Annotated in this window: 12 protein-coding genes; 9 read left to right on the top strand and 3 right to left on the bottom strand. The window is 70.9% G+C overall.

Going from position 1 to position 17,449, the window contains the following annotated elements; all coding sequences use genetic code 11:
- Positions 1-67: 67 nt before the first annotated feature.
- The 3 genes from AB0J04_RS11110 to AB0J04_RS11100 form a co-directional block, all read right to left on the bottom strand.
- Complete coding sequence (locus tag AB0J04_RS11110) at positions 68-670, bottom strand: peptidoglycan-binding protein (RefSeq protein ID WP_363168079.1); 603 nt, start codon at positions 668-670, stop codon at positions 68-70.
- 297 nt (positions 671-967) lie between these two features.
- Positions 968-1,483: a hypothetical protein gene (locus AB0J04_RS11105; RefSeq protein ID WP_363168078.1), complete on the bottom strand. Its 516-nt coding sequence runs from the start codon at positions 1,481-1,483 to the stop codon at positions 968-970.
- A 441-nt stretch (positions 1,484-1,924) separates the two neighbouring features.
- Complete coding sequence (locus AB0J04_RS11100; RefSeq protein WP_363168077.1) at positions 1,925-2,437, bottom strand: hypothetical protein; 513 nt, start codon at positions 2,435-2,437, stop codon at positions 1,925-1,927.
- A 287-nt stretch (positions 2,438-2,724) separates the two neighbouring features.
- Here AB0J04_RS11100 and AB0J04_RS11095 point away from each other — a divergent pair, with 287 nt between their 5' ends.
- The 9 genes from AB0J04_RS11095 to AB0J04_RS11055 all read left to right on the top strand — a co-directional run bounded on the left by AB0J04_RS11095 (position 2,725) and on the right by AB0J04_RS11055 (position 17,449).
- Positions 2,725-3,720: a LacI family DNA-binding transcriptional regulator gene (locus AB0J04_RS11095; protein ID WP_363168076.1), complete on the top strand. Its 996-nt coding sequence runs from the start codon at positions 2,725-2,727 to the stop codon at positions 3,718-3,720.
- 376 nt (positions 3,721-4,096) lie between these two features.
- Entirely contained in the window at positions 4,097-5,626 is a 1,530-nt protein-coding gene (locus tag AB0J04_RS11090; RefSeq protein ID WP_363168075.1) for an ABC transporter substrate-binding protein, read from the top strand.
- A 90-nt stretch (positions 5,627-5,716) separates the two neighbouring features.
- On the top strand, positions 5,717-6,658 hold the full coding sequence (locus tag AB0J04_RS11085) for an ABC transporter permease (RefSeq protein WP_363168074.1): 942 nt from the start codon (positions 5,717-5,719) through the stop codon (positions 6,656-6,658).
- Positions 6,655-8,520: a dipeptide/oligopeptide/nickel ABC transporter permease/ATP-binding protein gene (locus AB0J04_RS11080; protein WP_363168073.1), complete on the top strand. Its 1,866-nt coding sequence runs from the start codon at positions 6,655-6,657 to the stop codon at positions 8,518-8,520. Before AB0J04_RS11085 ends, AB0J04_RS11080 begins: the two co-directional genes overlap by 4 nt.
- Entirely contained in the window at positions 8,517-9,434 is a 918-nt protein-coding gene (locus tag AB0J04_RS11075) for an ATP-binding cassette domain-containing protein (RefSeq protein ID WP_363168072.1), read from the top strand. Before AB0J04_RS11080 ends, AB0J04_RS11075 begins: the two co-directional genes overlap by 4 nt.
- Positions 9,431-10,948 carry a glycoside hydrolase family 43 protein gene (locus tag AB0J04_RS11070; protein ID WP_363168071.1) on the top strand — a complete coding sequence of 506 codons (1,518 nt, stop codon included), beginning with the start codon at positions 9,431-9,433 and terminating at the stop codon, positions 10,946-10,948. Before AB0J04_RS11075 ends, AB0J04_RS11070 begins: the two co-directional genes overlap by 4 nt.
- A 204-nt stretch (positions 10,949-11,152) precedes the next feature.
- On the top strand, positions 11,153-13,333 hold the full coding sequence (locus tag AB0J04_RS11065) for a beta-galactosidase (RefSeq protein ID WP_363168070.1): 2,181 nt from the start codon (positions 11,153-11,155) through the stop codon (positions 13,331-13,333).
- Complete coding sequence (locus AB0J04_RS11060) at positions 13,330-15,864, top strand: glycoside hydrolase family 3 C-terminal domain-containing protein (RefSeq protein ID WP_363168069.1); 2,535 nt, start codon at positions 13,330-13,332, stop codon at positions 15,862-15,864. The genes AB0J04_RS11065 and AB0J04_RS11060 overlap by 4 nt, the downstream gene beginning before the upstream one ends.
- A 7-nt stretch (positions 15,865-15,871) precedes the next feature.
- Positions 15,872-17,449 (top strand): DUF4038 domain-containing protein, encoded by a 1,578-nt coding sequence (locus AB0J04_RS11055; protein ID WP_363168068.1) that lies wholly within the window; start codon positions 15,872-15,874, stop codon positions 17,447-17,449.

The following is a 17,449-nucleotide window of genomic DNA, read 5'->3' as shown; positions in this document are numbered from 1 at the left end:
ATCTGACGCCACTGAGTCGAGGCGTAGAACTGCTGGTTGACACGGCCATTCACGTCACGCTCAAGTCTTAGACGTTGGGGACCTGCAGCTTGTCCCAACCGGTCTTGCCGGGGATGCCGTTGGCATCATCGCCTTCGAAGCCGAGCTTCTGCTGCCAGGCGGCGAAGGACTTCACATCGCCCGGGCCCCATACGTCGGCGTGGGCGCTCGACTGGTACCGGTTGCAGCCTTCGGCGACGAGCCGACGATGCATTGCGGCGATGATCGGCGACTTCTTTCCGGCGTGGAAGAACAACGCGCCAGGGAACGGCTCGAAGTCGGCGGGGCCGCCATCCATGTACTGCTTGTAGGCCCCGCTCGTGAACGTGGACCATTGGGTCCAGTTGTGCGCGTCTTTGATGGCCTTTGCCGTCTTGGCGTTGTAGAGCGGACCCTTGAGCTTCGCCTCCACCCTGAGCGTGTCCGGCTTGGAGAACTGCCCTGGGTGCTTGAGCGAGCGTATCTGGAAGAGACCAATGGACGGCCCCCACTTGTGGTCGACCAGATTCTGGTCTCCCATGACGACCGGGTCACCTTTGGACTCTGCCATGGCGACGGCCGCCGCGATTTTGATGTCACTGCCGGTGAACCCTGCCTGTGCGGCGAGGGCGCGCAGCTCGGTCAGGCTCATCTTCATTCCCGCCACCCCTCTCAGTTGTTGATCCGGGGAGGAGATATTGCTGGAATGTGGTAACTGTGCCTGCGGTAAGGGATGAAATTCCGCTGCGAGTTTCCCTTAATCGGCACGTATACACATAGGGATCAGGACCCTCTTGGTCGCGCCTCTGTGGGGTGCGAGCGGCTTTGCGAGGCGTGAAGGATAGGGTATTTCCACCATATGACAATGTCAGGTATGGGGCAAACAGAGGGCTGACGAGCTCGTGCACGGTTGACGGTGAGGCGCCGCGGACTTCGGTGTGGTCCGTGTTCACATCTGTCGTGTCGAGTTCAGGTCCATGGTCCGCTGGTGGGACAGCAGTCCGGCGATTGCCTGGATGGTGTCGCTCATGTGCTCGCGGCGGTCGAGGTGACAGGCCAGTGTCCGCCAGCTCTTCAGATGTGCGGTGCCGTGCTCGCCCCGGATACGGCGTGAGAAGTGCGCCTTGCGTCGCCGCTCGTGCATCTCCTCGTACCACTCAGGGGCGTTCTTCTTGAACCTGCGGTGTGGTGGTGTCACCACCCGGCCCCCGGTCTGGACGCCCAGTCCCTGACAGCCGGCGTCGGCAAGGATTACGACTGCGGCCCCGTCCTTGCGTCCGGCGGCAGGACGACGGACCCGGATCTCCGTTCCGTCAACGATGCCGGTCTTCCCGCTCGCGCCGAGGCAGTCGACGACCTCGGCCAGCGTCCGCAGCCGCACGTGGGGGCTGACGGCGCGCCCTCGCTCGGCAAGCAGGGGCCGCACCTCGTTGATCACGGCCCACGGCCCACGGCCCGCGCCCACGGCCCGCGTCCGCGGCCGGGTGGCAAGCCTTGCCTGGCGACGCTCATGCCACAACGGGCCTACTTCAGCTACAAGTTCAGCAATCAATCTCGCCGTCAGACCCGTGATCCGACGGTTACTGATGATCGCTGTACGAGTCGCGTACCCGACCACCCGACCATGATCAGCCACCAAGGGCTCGACGTCTCAGCGCCGATCGTGCAGGAGCTCGTAGGGCGCGTATCGGAAGTGGTCCGAGGGGCTCAGGCAGAGGCTGGCTTGTCTCGTGTGCTGCTGACGTCATGACTGATCAATGCGAGGTTTCCGTCGTCCGCCGGCCCGAGGTTCCCCCGCTGGGCGGGAGTGACTGACCAGCAGGTCACGGCGGGTTGACGTGGTTTCAGGTTCACTGGTTCGGTCGCTGCCTGGCTGGCGTAGTGCAATCTCTTCGAACGAGGTCCATCAGTGCCGTGTTGCGGCAGGAGCCAGGGGTGATCGGCGCTCTGGCCGAGCATGAGGGCGCCGTCGCGGTCTTCGGTGAGGCCAAGCAGGAGGTGGTCCGGGGGTGGGCTGGACGGCGACGGGGTGGGAGCCGAGGGCGAGGCGGGCGCTCTCTTCAGTGGCGAGAACCTGGCCGGTGGCGAGGCTTGCGATCTTGGTGAGGGGCTGGCCGTGGAGGAGGCCGGCGACACGGTCGGCAGTGGCGATGGAGTCGTCGTACAGGGAGCAGTGGACCAGGCGCCGGCGGTCGGCGTCATCGGGCAGCGTCCGGAACAGCCTGCCGCTGGGCATCGACGGGAAGGCGACCGGGCGACGGATGCGGTCGTGGCGGGTGGCCCATCGGACGAAGCCGCGGGCCTTGAACCGCATCACCGTGCCCTCTGCGAGCCAGGAGTCGGTGTCGTGCTGGCCGCAGGCGGCGAGCACGGTGTCCCGTTCGCGCAGCCAGTGGAGGAACCGCGCGGATCGGGCCAAGCAGTAGCGGACGTCGGCCGCGGTGCAGGGCGACTGAGGGCGACCGGGGTGATGCTTGCACCGCGGCCACCGGCGACACCCCGAAGGTCGCTCAGCTCGGCTGAGCACCACGCCCGACTCCCCGCCCCGAGGCCCGTCCCGGCCCGGATTTCCCGGCCCGGATTTCCTGGTGCGGGGTGTCTGAAGTCTCTGGTGCCCCGCACCTTCACTGTTACGATTCAGTGGTGCTTACGGCCCGGTCGGACGCGCCGTAGCGGCTTGTCCGACATGTTCTCCAGGAGGCTCCCGTGGCGCGCAGGACCGGCCGTGTGACGGCGACCGATGTCGCCAAAGAGGCAGGGGTCTCACAGACCACGGTCAGCTATGTGCTGAACGACGCGCCCAACCAGAAGATCTCCGAGCAGACCCGGAGCAGAGTCCTGGACGCGGTGGCGAAGCTCGGCTACAAACCGTCGGCCGCCGCCCGCGCGCTGCGCCTGGGCCGCAGCGATCTGGTGCTGATGTTCCTTCCGGACGTTCCGGTCGGCGGCACCCTGACGGCCCTGGTCGAGCTCCTCGGCGACGAGCTGGAGCGGCACGGCCTGAACCTCGTCACCCGGCGCGAGCGGCACTCTCCGCTGGAGTCGCTGTGGCGGGAACTCATGCCGGCGGCCGTGATGACGGTCTTCGACATCTCCGCCGCGGACGCGGCCAACATGCGCGCCGCCGGCATCCACGTGGTCGGCGCCGGAATGAGCCCGACAGCCGACCCGGGCGTCCTGACCATCCCCCAGCATCTCATCGGCGCCATGCAGGTCGAGCGACTGGCGGCGACGAGGCACTCGCGCATCGGCTATGCCGCTCCTGGGGACACCCGGCTTCAGGAATTCCTGGCGCTGCGGCTCGACGGCGCTCGTGCCGCCTGCGCGGAACTCGGTCTGGAACCCCCCGTCGTACTGGAAGTGCCCCTCGACATCTCGGCGGCCGCCGCGGCCGCCGAGCAGTGGCACGCGGCTGTCCCCTCCGTCACGGGGGTCTGCGCCTACAACGACGAGACGGCTTTCGCCCTCCTCGCAGGTATGCGCAGGGTGGGTCTCGCCGCCCCCGACGACCTGGCCGTGATCGGCGTCGACAACGACAAGCTGGCGCCGTTCGCCATGCCGCCGCTGACGACCATCGACAACAACCTCGACGTCCTCGTGGGCCGCGCGGCCCGGATGATCGTCAACGGCGTGACCGGGCGATCACTGCCGACGCCGCCCCAGGTGACTCCGCTGAGCCTGGTGGTACGCGAGTCGGCCTGACGCCGACCGGTCCGTCTCCCGGCGCCCCACGGCGCCGCCGCTCCGACTTCCCGGCTCCCCCGCTCCCCCGCTCCCCCGCTTCCCCGCTTCCCGGCTCCCCGCTTCCCGGGAAAAGCTGACGCACGAGTCTTGTGGTCCGCCAAAGTGCGGGGCTACGTTACCCATACGTTTCACTTGTACGTATCAGTACGCCGTATCAGTACGCCCGTTCACCCCACCGAAAACGGTGGAAAGCGAACGCCCCTTCCACCAGGGACGGCTGACCGCCAAGAACGGTCAAGGCCGCGTCAGGACCTGGTTTCCCCTACCTCCGAGGCCCTTGAGGGCGGCTCGCTGCCCGACGCCGCCCGGTCATCCACTCACCAGCGGAGCACCCATGCGAAGAATCGCGCTGACGGCCGTATCGGCTGCCCTGATCTTGTCCTCGGCCGCGTGCGGCTCGGGCTCGGGCTCCGGTTCGGGCAAGGCGGCCACCGGCGGCACCCTCACCCTGGCCCCCCTGGTCGCGGCGCAGCCGTGGGACCTGGCCGACGCCGGACTCGGCAACAACACGCAGTACTACCAGCCGGTGTACGACTCGCTGCTCCGGCTGTCCCCGACCGCCGAGGTGAAGCCCAACCTGGCGACCAAGTGGTCGTACGACGCGGCCCGCACGGTGCTCACGCTGACCCTGCGCACCGGCGTCAAGTTCACCGACGGCACCGCCTTCGACGCGGCGGCGGTCAAGGCCAATCTGCTGCACACCAAGGAGGGCAGCAGCGAGGCGGCGGGCCAGCTCACGAGCATCAGCGGCGTCGACGTCGTCGACGCCACCACCGTCGCGATCAAGCTCTCGGCCCCCGACCCCTCGCTGGTGCCGAACCTCGGCAACGTGGCCGGCATGATGGCCAGCCCCCAGGCCATCACCGCGGGAACGCTCAAGGCGGCCCCGGTGGGCTCCGGCCCCTACACCTTGGACAAGTCCGCCACCACGGCGGGCAGCACGTACACCTTCGTGCGCAATCCGGGCTACTGGAACAAGGCCGCCTTCCCCTTCGACAAGATCGTCCTGAAGCCGCTGACCGACCCGACCGCCGTGCTCAACGCGCTGCGCTCGGGACAGGTCAACGGTGCGCTGCTGGCCAGTGCCAAGAACGTCGCGCCGGCCAAGAGCAGCGGACTGAACGTCACCGAGTACACCTCCGGCGACGTCGAGGGCGTGTACATCTGGGACCGCGAAGGGAAGATCGTCAAGGCGCTCGGCGACGTCCGGGTCCGCCAGGCCCTCAACTACGCCTTCGACCGGTCCACGATCGTCAAGACGGCGAAGCAGGGACTGGGCAAGGCCACGACCCAGATCTTCAACCCCGCGAGCTCGGCCTTCGACAGCTCGCTGGACTCCACGTACTCCTACGACCCGGCGAAGGCCAAGCAGTTGCTGACCGAGGCGGGCTACCCGAACGGCTTCTCGGTCACCGTGCCGGACGTCTCCGCGGTCTTCCCGGACCAGCAGGCGGCCATGATCCAGCAGCTCGAGGACATCGGGATCAAGGTCAAGGTCGACAAGATCCCGGTCACCCAGTTCGTCAACGCCCTCATCGCGGGCAAGTACGCCCTGTCCTACATGACGCTGGCCTCCTTCCGCCCCTGGGACACCATCCAGATCGAGGTCGCCGAGACCGCTCTGTGGAATCCGCTGCACACCGAGGACGCCAAGGTCACCGACCTCATCGACCAGGCCCGGTCGGCGACCGGCGCAGCCCAGGACGCCCTGTTCAAGGAGCTCAACACCTACCTCGTCGACCAGGCGTGGAACGCGCCCTGGGACTCCGTGGAGAGCACCTACGCGACGACCAAGAACGTCACCTTCACCCCGCAGGCGTTCGCCGCCGTTCCTCCGATCTACAACTTCAAGCCCACTGGCTGACCGGGGCGGCGAGCCGGGCGGGAACGGTTCTCCCGCTCCCGTCCGGCCGCCGACGAACACCCGTCAGGGAGAGGCAAGGTGGAGAGACTGATGATCGTTTTCTTGATCCGGCGCATCGCCGCCGGGCTGGTCCTGGTCCTGGTGATCGCGACCACGACCTTCGCGCTGATGGGCCTCACCGGCTCCGACCCGGTGCGGCAGATCGTGGGGCAGACCGCCACCCAGCAGCAGGTGGCCGCCAAGTCCGCCGAACTCGGGCTCGACGATCCCTTCGTGGTCCGCTACGGGCACTGGCTCGCGGACGCGGTGCACGGCGACCTGGGCAGCTCGTGGTTCAGCAGTGAGTCCGTGACGGGCTCACTCGCCGACAAGCTGCCGGTCACCTTGTCGATCGTGCTGGCGGCGCTGCTGCTGTCGGCGGTGCTGAGCACGGTGCTGGGCGTGGCCGCCGCGGTCCGCCGGGGTGTGCTGGACCAGTCGGTGCAGTTGCTCGCGGTCCTCGGGTTCGCCGTGCCCAGTTTCCTGGTGGCCCTGGTGTTCGCCGTGGTGATCGGAGTCGACCTGGGCTGGCTGCCCGCGACCGGCTACGTTCCGCTGGCGGACTCGGCGAGCGGCTGGCTGAAGTCGATCACCCTCCCGGCGCTGTCGCTGTCCGTCGGGGCGATCGCCGCCACCGCCCAGCAGGTGCGCGGCTCCATGGTCGACGTCCTGCGCGCGGACTACGTACGCACGCTCCGCAGCCGTGGCATCAGCGAGCGGAGCCTGCTGTTCCGGCATGCGCTGCGCAATGCGGCCCCGGCCGCGCTGACCGTGCTGGCCCTGCAGTTCATCGGTCTGGTCGGCGGCGCGGTGGTCGTCGAGAAGGTGTTCGGCCTCAACGGGATCGGCAGCCAGGCGACGACCGCCGGATCCCAGGGCGACACCCCGGTGGTCATGGGCGTCGTCGTGGTCATGGTCGCCATCGTCGTGGTGGTCAACATGCTGATGGACGTCGCGTACGGATGGCTCAACCCGAAGGTGCGTGTCGCATGACGCTCCCCCAGCCCGCGGCAACGCCGGACACGATCGCCCTGGCCGTCGCCGCACCCGGGCGGGCGGGCCTCCTGCGCCGGCTCCTGCGCAGCCCGGTGGCCGTGACCTGTCTGGTCCTCCTCGCGCTCATCTCGCTGGCCAGCCTGTTCGCACCGCTCCTGACCAGTCAGGACCCAGCCCACACCTCGCTGACCGACAGCCTCGCCCCGGTCAGCGGACAGCATCCCCTGGGCGGTGACGGCGTCGGCCGAGACGTCCTGTCCCGACTGCTCTACGGCGGGCGCACCAGTCTGCTGGGAGCCCTGATCGCGGTGGCCGTCGCCCTGGTGATCGGCGTGCCCGCCGGTCTGGTGGCCGGCTACTACCGCAAGTGGTTCGACGCCGTCAGCAGCTGGCTGGCCAACCTGCTGATGGCCGTACCGGCGATCATCGTGCTGCTGGTCGTGATGTCGGCGGTGGGGCAGAACACCTACGTCGCCATGGCGGTCTTCGGCGTGCTGATGTCGCCGGGCGTCTTCCGGCTGATCCGCGCCTCGGTGATCTCCGTACGCGAAGAGCTGTACGTGGACGCGGCGCGGGTGTCCGGCCTGGCCGACCCCCGGATCATCCGCCGGCACATCCTGCCCGTCGTGCAGGCGCCGACCGTCATCCAGGCCGCCCAGATGCTCGGTCTCGGCATCGTCATCCAGTCCGGCCTGGAGTTCCTCGGTCTGGGCTCGGCGATCCAGGCGAGCTGGGGCTCCATGCTGAACGACGCCTTCGCCAACATCTACACCAAGCCGGTCCTGATGGTCTGGCCGGGAGTGACGCTCGCGGTGACCGTCGCCGCGTTCGGCCTGCTGGGCAACTCCGTGCGGGACGCGCTGGACGGAAGTGCGGCGAACGGTCGCAGGCCACGCTTCGCCACGGCCCGCAAGCAGGCCGCGGCGAAGCGGACACCGCCCGTCACATCCGGCATGAGCACGTCCGAGGCGGACGACGCGCTGCTCGTCCTCGAAGGCCTGAAGGTCTCCTATCCGACGGCCGAGGGAGGCAAGACCGTCGTCGACGGAGTCTCCCTGACGGTGCGCCGGGGTGAAGTCCTCGGGCTCGTGGGGGAATCGGGCTCGGGCAAGAGCCAGACCGCCTTCGCCGTCCTGGGCCTCCTGCCCCGGGAGGCCCAGGTCTCCAGCAGCCGACTGGTGTTCGACGGCACGGAGCTGGGAGGGCTCGGCCGTGCGGAGATGAACCGGTACCGCGGCCGCCGGATCGCCTATGTGCCGCAGGAGCCGATGTCGAACCTCGACCCCTCCTTCCGTATCGGCGCGCAGCTGGTCGAGCCGGTGCGCCGGCACCTCGGGGTGTCGGCGGCCGAGGCGAGGACGAAGACTCTCGGCCTGCTGGAGCGGGTCGGCATCGCCGACCCGGAACGGGTCTTCCACTCCTATCCGCACCAGATATCCGGCGGCATGGCGCAGCGCGTCCTCATCGCCGGCGCGGTGTCCTGCGAACCGGACCTGCTGATCGCCGACGAGCCGACCACGGCGCTGGACGTGACCGTACAGGCCGAGGTGCTCGACCTGGTGCGGTCCCTTCAACGCGAGCGGAACATGGGGGTGATCCTGGTGACCCACGACTTCGGCGTGGTGGCCGACATCTGCGACCGCGTCACGGTGATGCAGACCGGCGCCGTCGTGGAGTCCGCGCCCGTACGGCAGTTGTTCGCCGATCCGCAGCACCCGTACACCCGCATGCTCCTGGCGTCCACGTTGGAGGACGCCGAGCCGCGGTCCGCGCTCGGCCGCACGGTGTCGGCGGGCGTCGCGGGGCCCGCGAACAGCGCAGCGATCACGAGCACCGCACGTCAGGAGGGTCCGGCATGACCGGGACACTGGACAAGGAACTCCCGGCGGAACCCCTGCTGGTCGCCGACGACGTGGTCGTGGAGTACCCGTCGAAAGGCTGGCGCAAGCCGCCGTTCCGGGTGCTGAAGGGGGTGTCGATCGCCATCGGCGCGGGCGAGACGCTCGGGCTGGTCGGCGAGTCCGGATCGGGCAAGACCACCCTGGGCCGAGCCGTCCTGGGCCTGGCCCCGGTCGCCTCCGGCGCCGTCCGCTACCGCGGCAAGGTCATCTCCGGCCTGGGCCGAAAGGAGCGCCGGGCGCTCAGCGACGACATCCAGGTGGTGTTCCAGGACCCGTACACCTCGCTCAATCCGGCGATGACGGTGAACGACATCCTCAGCGAGCCGCTGAGAGTCGCGGGAACCTCTCGGACGGAGGCCGAGAAGCGGGTGAAGGACCTCCTCGACCAGGTCCGGCTGCCGGCCGACGCCGGGGAGCGGCTGCCCCGGGAGTTCTCCGGCGGCCAGCGGCAGCGCATCGCCATCGCCCGGGCGCTGTCCCGGGACCCGCGGGTCATCGTCTGCGACGAGCCGGTCAGCGCACTGGACCTGTCGACCCAGGCCCGGGTGCTGGACCTGTTCGTCGAGATCCAGGAGCGCACCGGCGTCGCCTATCTCTTCGTCACGCACGACCTGTCCGTGGTCCGGCACATCAGCCATCGGGTGGCGGTCATGTGCGGCGGAGAGATCGTCGAGACCGGGGACGCGGCGACGGTCACCACCGCGCCCGAACACCCCTACACCCAACGGCTGTTGCTCGCCGCGCCGGTGCCGGACCCGGAGCGGCAGGCGGAGCGCCGGGCCGAGCGGCGGCGGCTGGCGGCGGCCGGCTCGTCCCCGGGCGCCTCCAGAGCCGTATCCACGATCGCTGCCACGTCGGGAGACCGCGCATGACCCTGCCCAACCCCGCCGTCCCCGGCTTTCACCCGGATCCCAGCGTCACCCGCGTCGGCGACGACTACTACCTCGCCTGTTCGAGCTTCGAGTACCTCCCCGGCCTGCCGCTGTTCCACAGCCGCGACCTGGTGCGCTGGGAGCCGATCGGCCATGTGGTGACCCGCCCCGGGCAGCTCGCGCTGGAGAAGGTCCCCACGCTCGGCGGCGCCTGGGCGCCCACCGTCCGGTTCCACGACGGCCGCTTCTGGCTGGTCGTCACCGACGCGATGGGGCGCGGCAGTCTGATCTTCACCGCCGAACGGGCCGAGGGACCCTGGTCCGACGGCGTCGTCATGCAGGGGGTGTCCGGTATCGACCCGGACCTCGCCTGGGACTCCGACGGCACCTGTTTCGTCACCTATTCGGGTCTGCAGCTCGACGGCGACCGGGCCGGCGAGCATCTGGGCGTCCAGCAGGTCCGCATGGACCTCGAGACCGGCCGGGCCCTCGAAGAACCCCGGTCGCTGTGGTCGGGCACGGGACTGATGTTCCCCGAGGCCCCACACCTGTACGAGATCGACGGCGTCTGGTACCTCCTGATCGCCGAGGGCGGCACCGAGCGCGGGCATTCCGTGAGCATCGCCCGTGCCGCCCGTCCGGACGGCCCCTTCGAGGGCTGCCCGGCCAATCCGGTGCTCAGCGCCCGCAGCACCGACCGCCCGGTCCAGAACACCGGCCACGCCGATCTGGTGCGCACCCCCGACGGCGGCTGGGCGCTGATCCTGCCGGGCATGCGGCCCCGCGGTCTGACCAGGGCTTTCTCTCCCATGGGCCGGGAGACGTTCAGCACCGCGCTGGAATGGGTCGACGGCTGGCCGGTGGTGGAACCGGTCCGGCTGACCCCGCCCACCGGACCGGTCGTCCGCCACGACGACTTCACCGGCGCCGAACTCGGTCTGGAATGGCTCTCCATCCGCACACCGGCCGCCGACTGGTCCTCGCTCACCGAGCGCCCGGGCCACCTCGTCGTGCACGCCGACGGCTCCACCATGGACGACCCGCGGCCACGTTTCGTCGGCCGCCGCCAGCAGCACGAGTCGGCCGTCTTCTCGGTCCGGGTGGACAGCGCCGGCGGAGTCGGCGGGCTGAGCCTGCGGATCGACGAACGCCACCACTACGACATCGAGGTGGGCGCCGGCATCGCCCGTGCCCGCGCCCGGGTGGGCGGGCTCTGCCAGACCTGGGAGCAGCCGCTTCCCCCGGGTCCGGTGACCGTGCGGATCGAGACCGAGCCGGTCGGCGGCATGGGCCTCGACGCCCTCGGCCCGGACCTGGTCCGGTTGTCCGTCGTTCCCGACACCGACTCCGACACCGCCATCGACTCCGGCGGCGGACCGGTCGAGCTCGCGGTGCTCGACGGCCGCTATGTCTGCGCCGAGACCGCGGCGTCGTTCACGGGCCGCGTCGTCGGCATGTACGCCGCTGAAGGAACCGTCGCCTTCGACCGGTTCAGCTACCGGGGCGAGGACTGAGCGCTCCGCTGGAAGTGCCGCGATGTACCGTCGACCGTCTGCGGCACCGTCGTGGCTGGTCGCGCAGTTCCCCGCGCCCCTTCAGGGCGCTGCCGAACCTCAGCCGACCTCGCCCCACCCGCTCAGGAGCCGGACCGCGCGAGCCGCAAAGCCCGCACCGCCGCTTCCCGGCGCACCGAACCGACAGAAAGTCACCAGTACCGCATGGGCACCTTCTTCCCGCGCATGCTCTTCGGAGCCGCGTACTACACCGAGTACCAGCCCTACGAGCGGCTCGCTCAGGATCTCGATCTGATGGCCGAGGCCGGGTTCGGCGTCATCCGGGTCGGCGAGTCGGTCTGGTCGACCTGGGAACCCCGCGAGGGGCAGTTCGACCTCGACTGGCTGCAACCGGTGCTCGACGCCGCCCACGAGCGCGGCATCAAGGCGATCGTGGGCACCCCGACCTACGCCGTCCCGCCGTGGCTGCGCCGCAAGTACCCGGAGACGGCGGCCCGTTCCCGTACCGGGGAGACCGTCCCGTACGGCATGCGGCAGGACGCGGACTACTCGCACCCCGCGTTCCGGCATCTCGCCGAACGGCTGATCCGCAAGATCGTGGGGCGCTACGGCGACCACCCGGCGGTCATCGGCTGGCAGGTCGACAACGAGCCCGGCCTGCGGCTCTTCCACAACGACTCGGTGTTCCAGGGCTTCCTCGACCACCTCCGCGAACGCTACGGCGACGTCGAGACGCTCAACCGCCGCTGGGGGCTCACCTATTGGTCCCACCGGCTGCAGGACTGGGCGGACCTGTGGACCCCCGACGGCAACTCCACCCCGTCGTACGACCTCGCCTGGCGCCGCTACCAGTCCCGGCTGACCCAGGAGTACATCACCTGGCACGCCGAGCTGGTCCGCGGTCTCGTGCCGGAACACCACTTCGTCACCACCTGCGTCGCCCTCGGCCAGCAGGGCCTGGACATCTCGGCCATCGGCCGGCCTCTCGACGTCGCCGGGGCGAACATCTACTACGCCACCCAGGAGGGGCTGGCCCTGCCGGGTCCCGACGAGCCGGACGGCGGACTGCATCCGTTCTTCGTCCCCTGGTCCGGCCCCGCCTGGCTCTACCTCCAGACCGACCTGGCGCGCGGCATCCGCCAGGAGCCCTTCCTCGTCATGGAGACCAACGCCACCTCCATCGGCGGCTCCGCGGACAACCTCCCCCTGTACCGGGGCCAGGCCCGCCAGGCGGTGTGGAGCATGGTCGCGCGCGGCGCGCGGATGATCGAGTACTGGCACTGGCACTCGCTGCACTACGGCGCGGAGACCTACTGGGGCGGCATCCTCGGCCACAGTCTGGAGCCCGGCCGGACGTACCAGGAACTCTCGGTGATCGCGCGGGAGTTGCAGCAGTCCGGCCCGGCGATCGACGGCCTGCGGCCCCGCAGCGACGTCGCGCTGCTGCTGTCCGCCGACAGCCGCTGGGCCATGGAGTTCATGGCCCCGCTCAGGGGGAACGCCCCCGCCTGGTTCGGCGACCCGCAGTCCTACGACCGCATCGTCGCCGCGTTCTACCGGGGGCTGTTCGACGCCGGGCTGTCCGTCGACGTCGTCTCCCCGGAGCAACTGCCCTCCGAACCCGATGAGTTGGCGGCCCGCTGGCCGGTGCTGGTCGTCCCGGCGCTGTACGTCGCGGACGACGCGACCCTCGATCTGCTGCGCCGGTACGCCGAAGCCGGCGGCCATCTCGTCCTCACCCCACGCACCGGCTACGCCGACGAGGAGGCCGTGGCCCGGCACACGGTCATGCCCGGAGTGCTGCGCCCCGCCGCGGGCGCGTACTACCAGGAGTTCACCAATGTGCTGACGCCGGTCACGATCACCGAAGGGGACGGGACGTCGAACGGCCCCGCCCTGCACGGGCAGGCCACCGCTTGGGCCGACGGGCTGATCCCGGACGGCGCCGCCGTCCTCGCCGGGTACGCGCATCCGCATCTGGGCGAGTTCGCCGCCGTCACCACGCATGAGCACGGCGGCGGCCGGGTGACGTACGTCGGCACCGTCCCGGACCGTGAGCTCTCGCACAGCCTCGCGGACTGGGTCGCCGCGGTCTCGCTTCCGTCCGACGCCTGGCGCGAGGACCGGCCGGCCTCCGTCACCTGCACGTCCGCCGCCACCGCCGACGGAGCCGTCCTGCGCTTCGTCCACAACTGGGCCTGGGAGCCGGTCGACTACCGCCTACCGGGCGACGTCCGCGACCTGTTCACCGGTGCGGACCTCGCCGCAGGAACCGCGCTCGCGCTCGGGCCCTGGGACGTCCGGGTGCTCATCGAGCGCGCGGACGACGCCCCCGCGACGCCCCTTTCCCCCACCGACCCCACTTCTTCGAGGAGGACGCCGTGACCCGGCAGCCCACCACCGACGCACCGCCCGCGGCCGACGAAGCCGAGTTCGCCCGGCGCCTCGGCGCGCTCGCCCTGGAGCAGAAGGTGAGGCTGCTGACCGGCGCGGACTTCTGGGCCCTCCATCCCGAGCCCGCCGTCGGCCTGCGCCGGCTGGTCGTCTCGGACGGACCCGCCGGAGTCCGCGGCGAACTGTGGGACGAGCGCAGCCCCTCCGCCAACGTGCCCTCGCCCACGGCGCTGGCCGCCACCTGGGACGAGCCGCTGATCGAGCGGCTGGGCGGGCTGCTCGCCCACGAGGCGCGCGCCAAGGGCGTGGACGTCCTCCTCGCCCCGACCGTGAACCTGCACCGCACCCCCTACGGCGGACGGCACTTCGAGTGCTTCAGCGAGGACCCGCTGCTCACCGCGCGGATCGGCGTCGCCTACGTCCGGGGCGTCCAGGGCGGCGGCGTGGCGGCCACCGTGAAGCACTTCGTCGGCAACGACTCGGAGACCCAGCGGATGACGCTCGACGCGCGGATCGACGAGCGCGTCCTGCGGGAGCTCTACCTGACGCCGTTCGAGCACATCGTCGGCGAGGGCCGCGTCTGGGCCGTCATGGCCGCCTACAACGGGGTCAACGGGCACCCGATGACCGAGAGCCCGCTGCTGCGCGAGGTCCTGCACGACGACTGGGGCTTCGACGGGCTGGTGATGTCGGACTGGTTCGCCGCCCGCACCACCGAGCCGTCCGCACGCGCGGCGCTCGACCTGGTGATGCCCGGCCCGATCGGCCCGTGGGGCGATGCGCTGGTCACCGCCGTACGCGAGGGCAAGGTCGACGAGGCGCTCGTGGACGACAAGGTGCTGCGGCTGCTGCGCCTCGCCGCCCGGGTCGGCGCGTTGAGCGAGGTGCCCACGACCGCCGGGCCGCCGGAGCACGACGCCGTGTCGGTGGCGGCCCGGTTGCGCGAGACCGCCGCCGCCGGGTTCGTGCTGGCCCGCAACGAGGACGCCGTACTGCCGCTGGACCGCGCGGCCCTGAGCCGGGTCGCCGTCCTGGGCCCCAACGCCGCCGTGGCCCGGACCCTCGGCGGAGGCAGCGCCACCGTCTTCCCGCCCCACACCGTCTCGCCGCTCGACGGCATCCGCGCCGCTCTGGGGGACGACGTCGAGGTCGCCCACGGAATCGGCGTCACCCCGCAGACCCGCACACCCGTCGCGGCACTGTCCTACCTCCGCCACCCCGACGGCTCGGGCGAGGGGACGGAGGTGCGCTTCCTCGCCGCGGACGGAACCCTGCTCGGCTCCGAGCGCCGCGCCGGGGCCGCCTACACCTGGATGGGATCCTACGGCCCCGGTGTGCCCATCGGCCAGGTCGCCCGGGTGGAGGTGCACACCGTGGTCCGCGCGGCCGACGCCGGACAGTACGCGATCGGCGGCTCGGGCACCGGCCGCTTCCGGATGTCCGTCGCGGGGGCCGAGGTGTTCGACGTACGCCTTCAACTCCCGCCGGGTACGGACCTGGTGGAGGGGTTGATGACTCCGCCCCAGCGGCTCCACACCGTCGACCTGGCCGAAGGCGAGGAGACCGAGGTCGTGCTCACCCACGACATCGTCTCGGCCGAGGACGACATCGTCTCCGCCGACGACGCCATCGGTGACACGGTCACCATGTTCCAGCTCAACCTCCAGCCGCCGCAGGGCAGCGACGACGAGGAGATCGAGCGGGCCGTGGCACTCGCCCGCGCGGCCGATGTCGCCGTGGTCGTGGTCGGCACCACCGAAGAGGTCGAGAGCGAGGGCTTCGACCGCGACAGCCTGGCCCTGCCCGGCCGGCAGGACGAACTCGTCCGCCGGGTCGCCGAGGCCAACCCCCGTACCGTCGTGGTGGTCAACTCCGGGGCCCCGGTGCTGCTCCCCTGGGCCGAGGAGGTGGCGGCGGTGCTGCTCGCCTGGTTCCCCGGGCAGGAGTTCGGCAACGCGCTCGCCGATGTCCTGCTGGGTGTGGCGGAGCCGGGCGGACGGCTGCCGACCCTCTGGCCCGCGTCCGAGCGGGGGCTGCCCGCCACCGAGCCGGTCGACGGCGTCCTCGCCTACGACGAGGGGCTGTTCATCGGCTACCGGGGAACCGGCCGGGCCGGCTGGCAGCCGCCCCGCTACGGCTTCGGCCATGGACTCGGCTACACCACCTGGGAGTACGTCTCGATCGACGTCCAGGGTGAGGCCCGGCCCGGCGCCGACTGCACGGCGCAGGTACGGATACGTAACAGTGGCACGCGGCACGGCAAGGAGGTCGTGCAGGTGTACGCCGGCCGTCCGAGCGGCGGCGTGGAGCGCCCGGTCCGCTGGCTGGCCGGTTTCGCCGTGGTCGAGGCCGCGGCCGGCGAGGAGGTCGTCGCGACGGTGACGGTGGACGCGCGGGCGTTCAGGCACTGGGACGCCGAGGCGGGCCGCTGGGCCGTCGAGCCGGGTACCTTCAGGCTGGAAGCGGGTCCGTCGTCGACTGCCCTCCCGCTCACCGCCGACGTCGCCGTCGGCCAGGAGTGAGCCGGTCATGACGGACAGACGAGCGGAAGCGGAAGCGGAACCGGTGGTCGCCTGCTGGCGGCAGACCGAGATCACCCTGACCGGCGCACGCGACTACGCCAACCCCTACACGGACGTCGACGTATGGGCCGAGTTCACCCATGAGTCCGGGACCGCACTGCGCCGCCCGGCCTTCTGGGACGGCGGCCGGACCTGGAAGGTCCGGTTCGCCTCCCCGGAGCCGGACGGCCGCTGGACCTGGCGCAGCGGCGCTTCCGTCGCGGACGAAGGGCTGTCCGGGCAGGGCGGAGCGCTGGTCGTCCGCCCTGCCGCGGACGACGGCGACGCCTTCCACCGGCACGGCTTCTGGCGGATGTCTCCCGGCGGACGCAACCTGGTGCACGCCGACGGGACGCCCGCGCTGCTGGTCGGCGACACCGCCTGGGCCCTGCCCTGGCGGGCCACCGAGGAACAGGTCGCGCAGTACGCCGCCGACCGGCGGGCCAAGGGCTTCAACGCGGCCCTGCTGATGAGCGTCCAGCCCGACATGGACGCGCGCGGGCCCCGCGACCGCACCGCGGACGAGGGCTTCGACGTCGGCTTCGAGGACCTGCCCACCGGTCACGTCAATGAGCTGAACCCGGCGTACTTCCGGTACCTCGACCGGCTGATCGGCATCCTCCGCGACCACGGGATCGTCCCCGTGCTCCAGCCGCTCTTCCACGGCTTCGGCTGGAAGGGCCTGCGGGTGGCGGGTCCGGTGGTCCCGCCGCAGGAGTACGCGCGCTACTGCCGCTATCTCGTCGCCCGCTACGGCGCCGCCCCCGTGGTGTACCTGGTCGGCGCCGACGGCGAGGGCGGCGAGCCGCAGATCGCGGCGGGCGGCGCGGAGGTCGGCCGCTGGGACGGCTACGGCCAGCCCTGCGGCGTCCACTACCGTCCGCACTCCGACAACCGCGCCCACCAGAGCGAGGCCTGGCTGCACTTCCAGTGGTGCCAGACCGGCCACATGGGCGGGCACGTCCAGGAACGGGTCGCGGACATGTGGCGCAACACCCCGCCCAAGGCGGTCGCCAACGGCGAGCCGACGTACGAGAACACCGGCCGCCCCGGCCGGGCCGCGGGCTGGTGGCAGGGACACGAGGCCTGGAGCAACCTGTGCGCCGGCGGCACGATGGGCGTGGTCTACGGCGCGGCGAGCCTGTGGCAGTGGCGGCTGCACGCCGCCGAACCCGGCCACGAAGAGTTCTTCCTGGCCAAGGACGCGGGCTGGCAGGAGGCACTGGACTTCGAGGGCTCGCGCCACGTCGGGCGCATTTCCCGGATCCTCGACGGCCTTCCGCTGACGGACCTGCGACCGGACTGGCGGTCCGCCCTGGCGCCCCGGGGCCTGTCCGTGTCCGGAGTGCTGTACCTCTGCTACGCGGAGGAGGGCGGCCCGCTGTTCGTCACCGACCCGGGACACGTCCCGCTCCCCTACCGGGTGGTCGACCCCCGGACCGGCGAGACCGTCCGCGAGGGCGTGCGCGCCGCCGCCGGGGACCCCGTCCCTGACGAGGGCGGTGCCCCACGGGTGTACATCTGCCATGACCCGAGCCGGAGTTGA

The organism is Streptomyces sp. NPDC050263, assembly GCF_040655955.1.
GTDB lineage: Bacteria > Actinomycetota > Actinomycetes > Streptomycetales > Streptomycetaceae > Streptomyces.
This window is presented reverse-complemented; position numbering and strand designations above follow the sequence as displayed.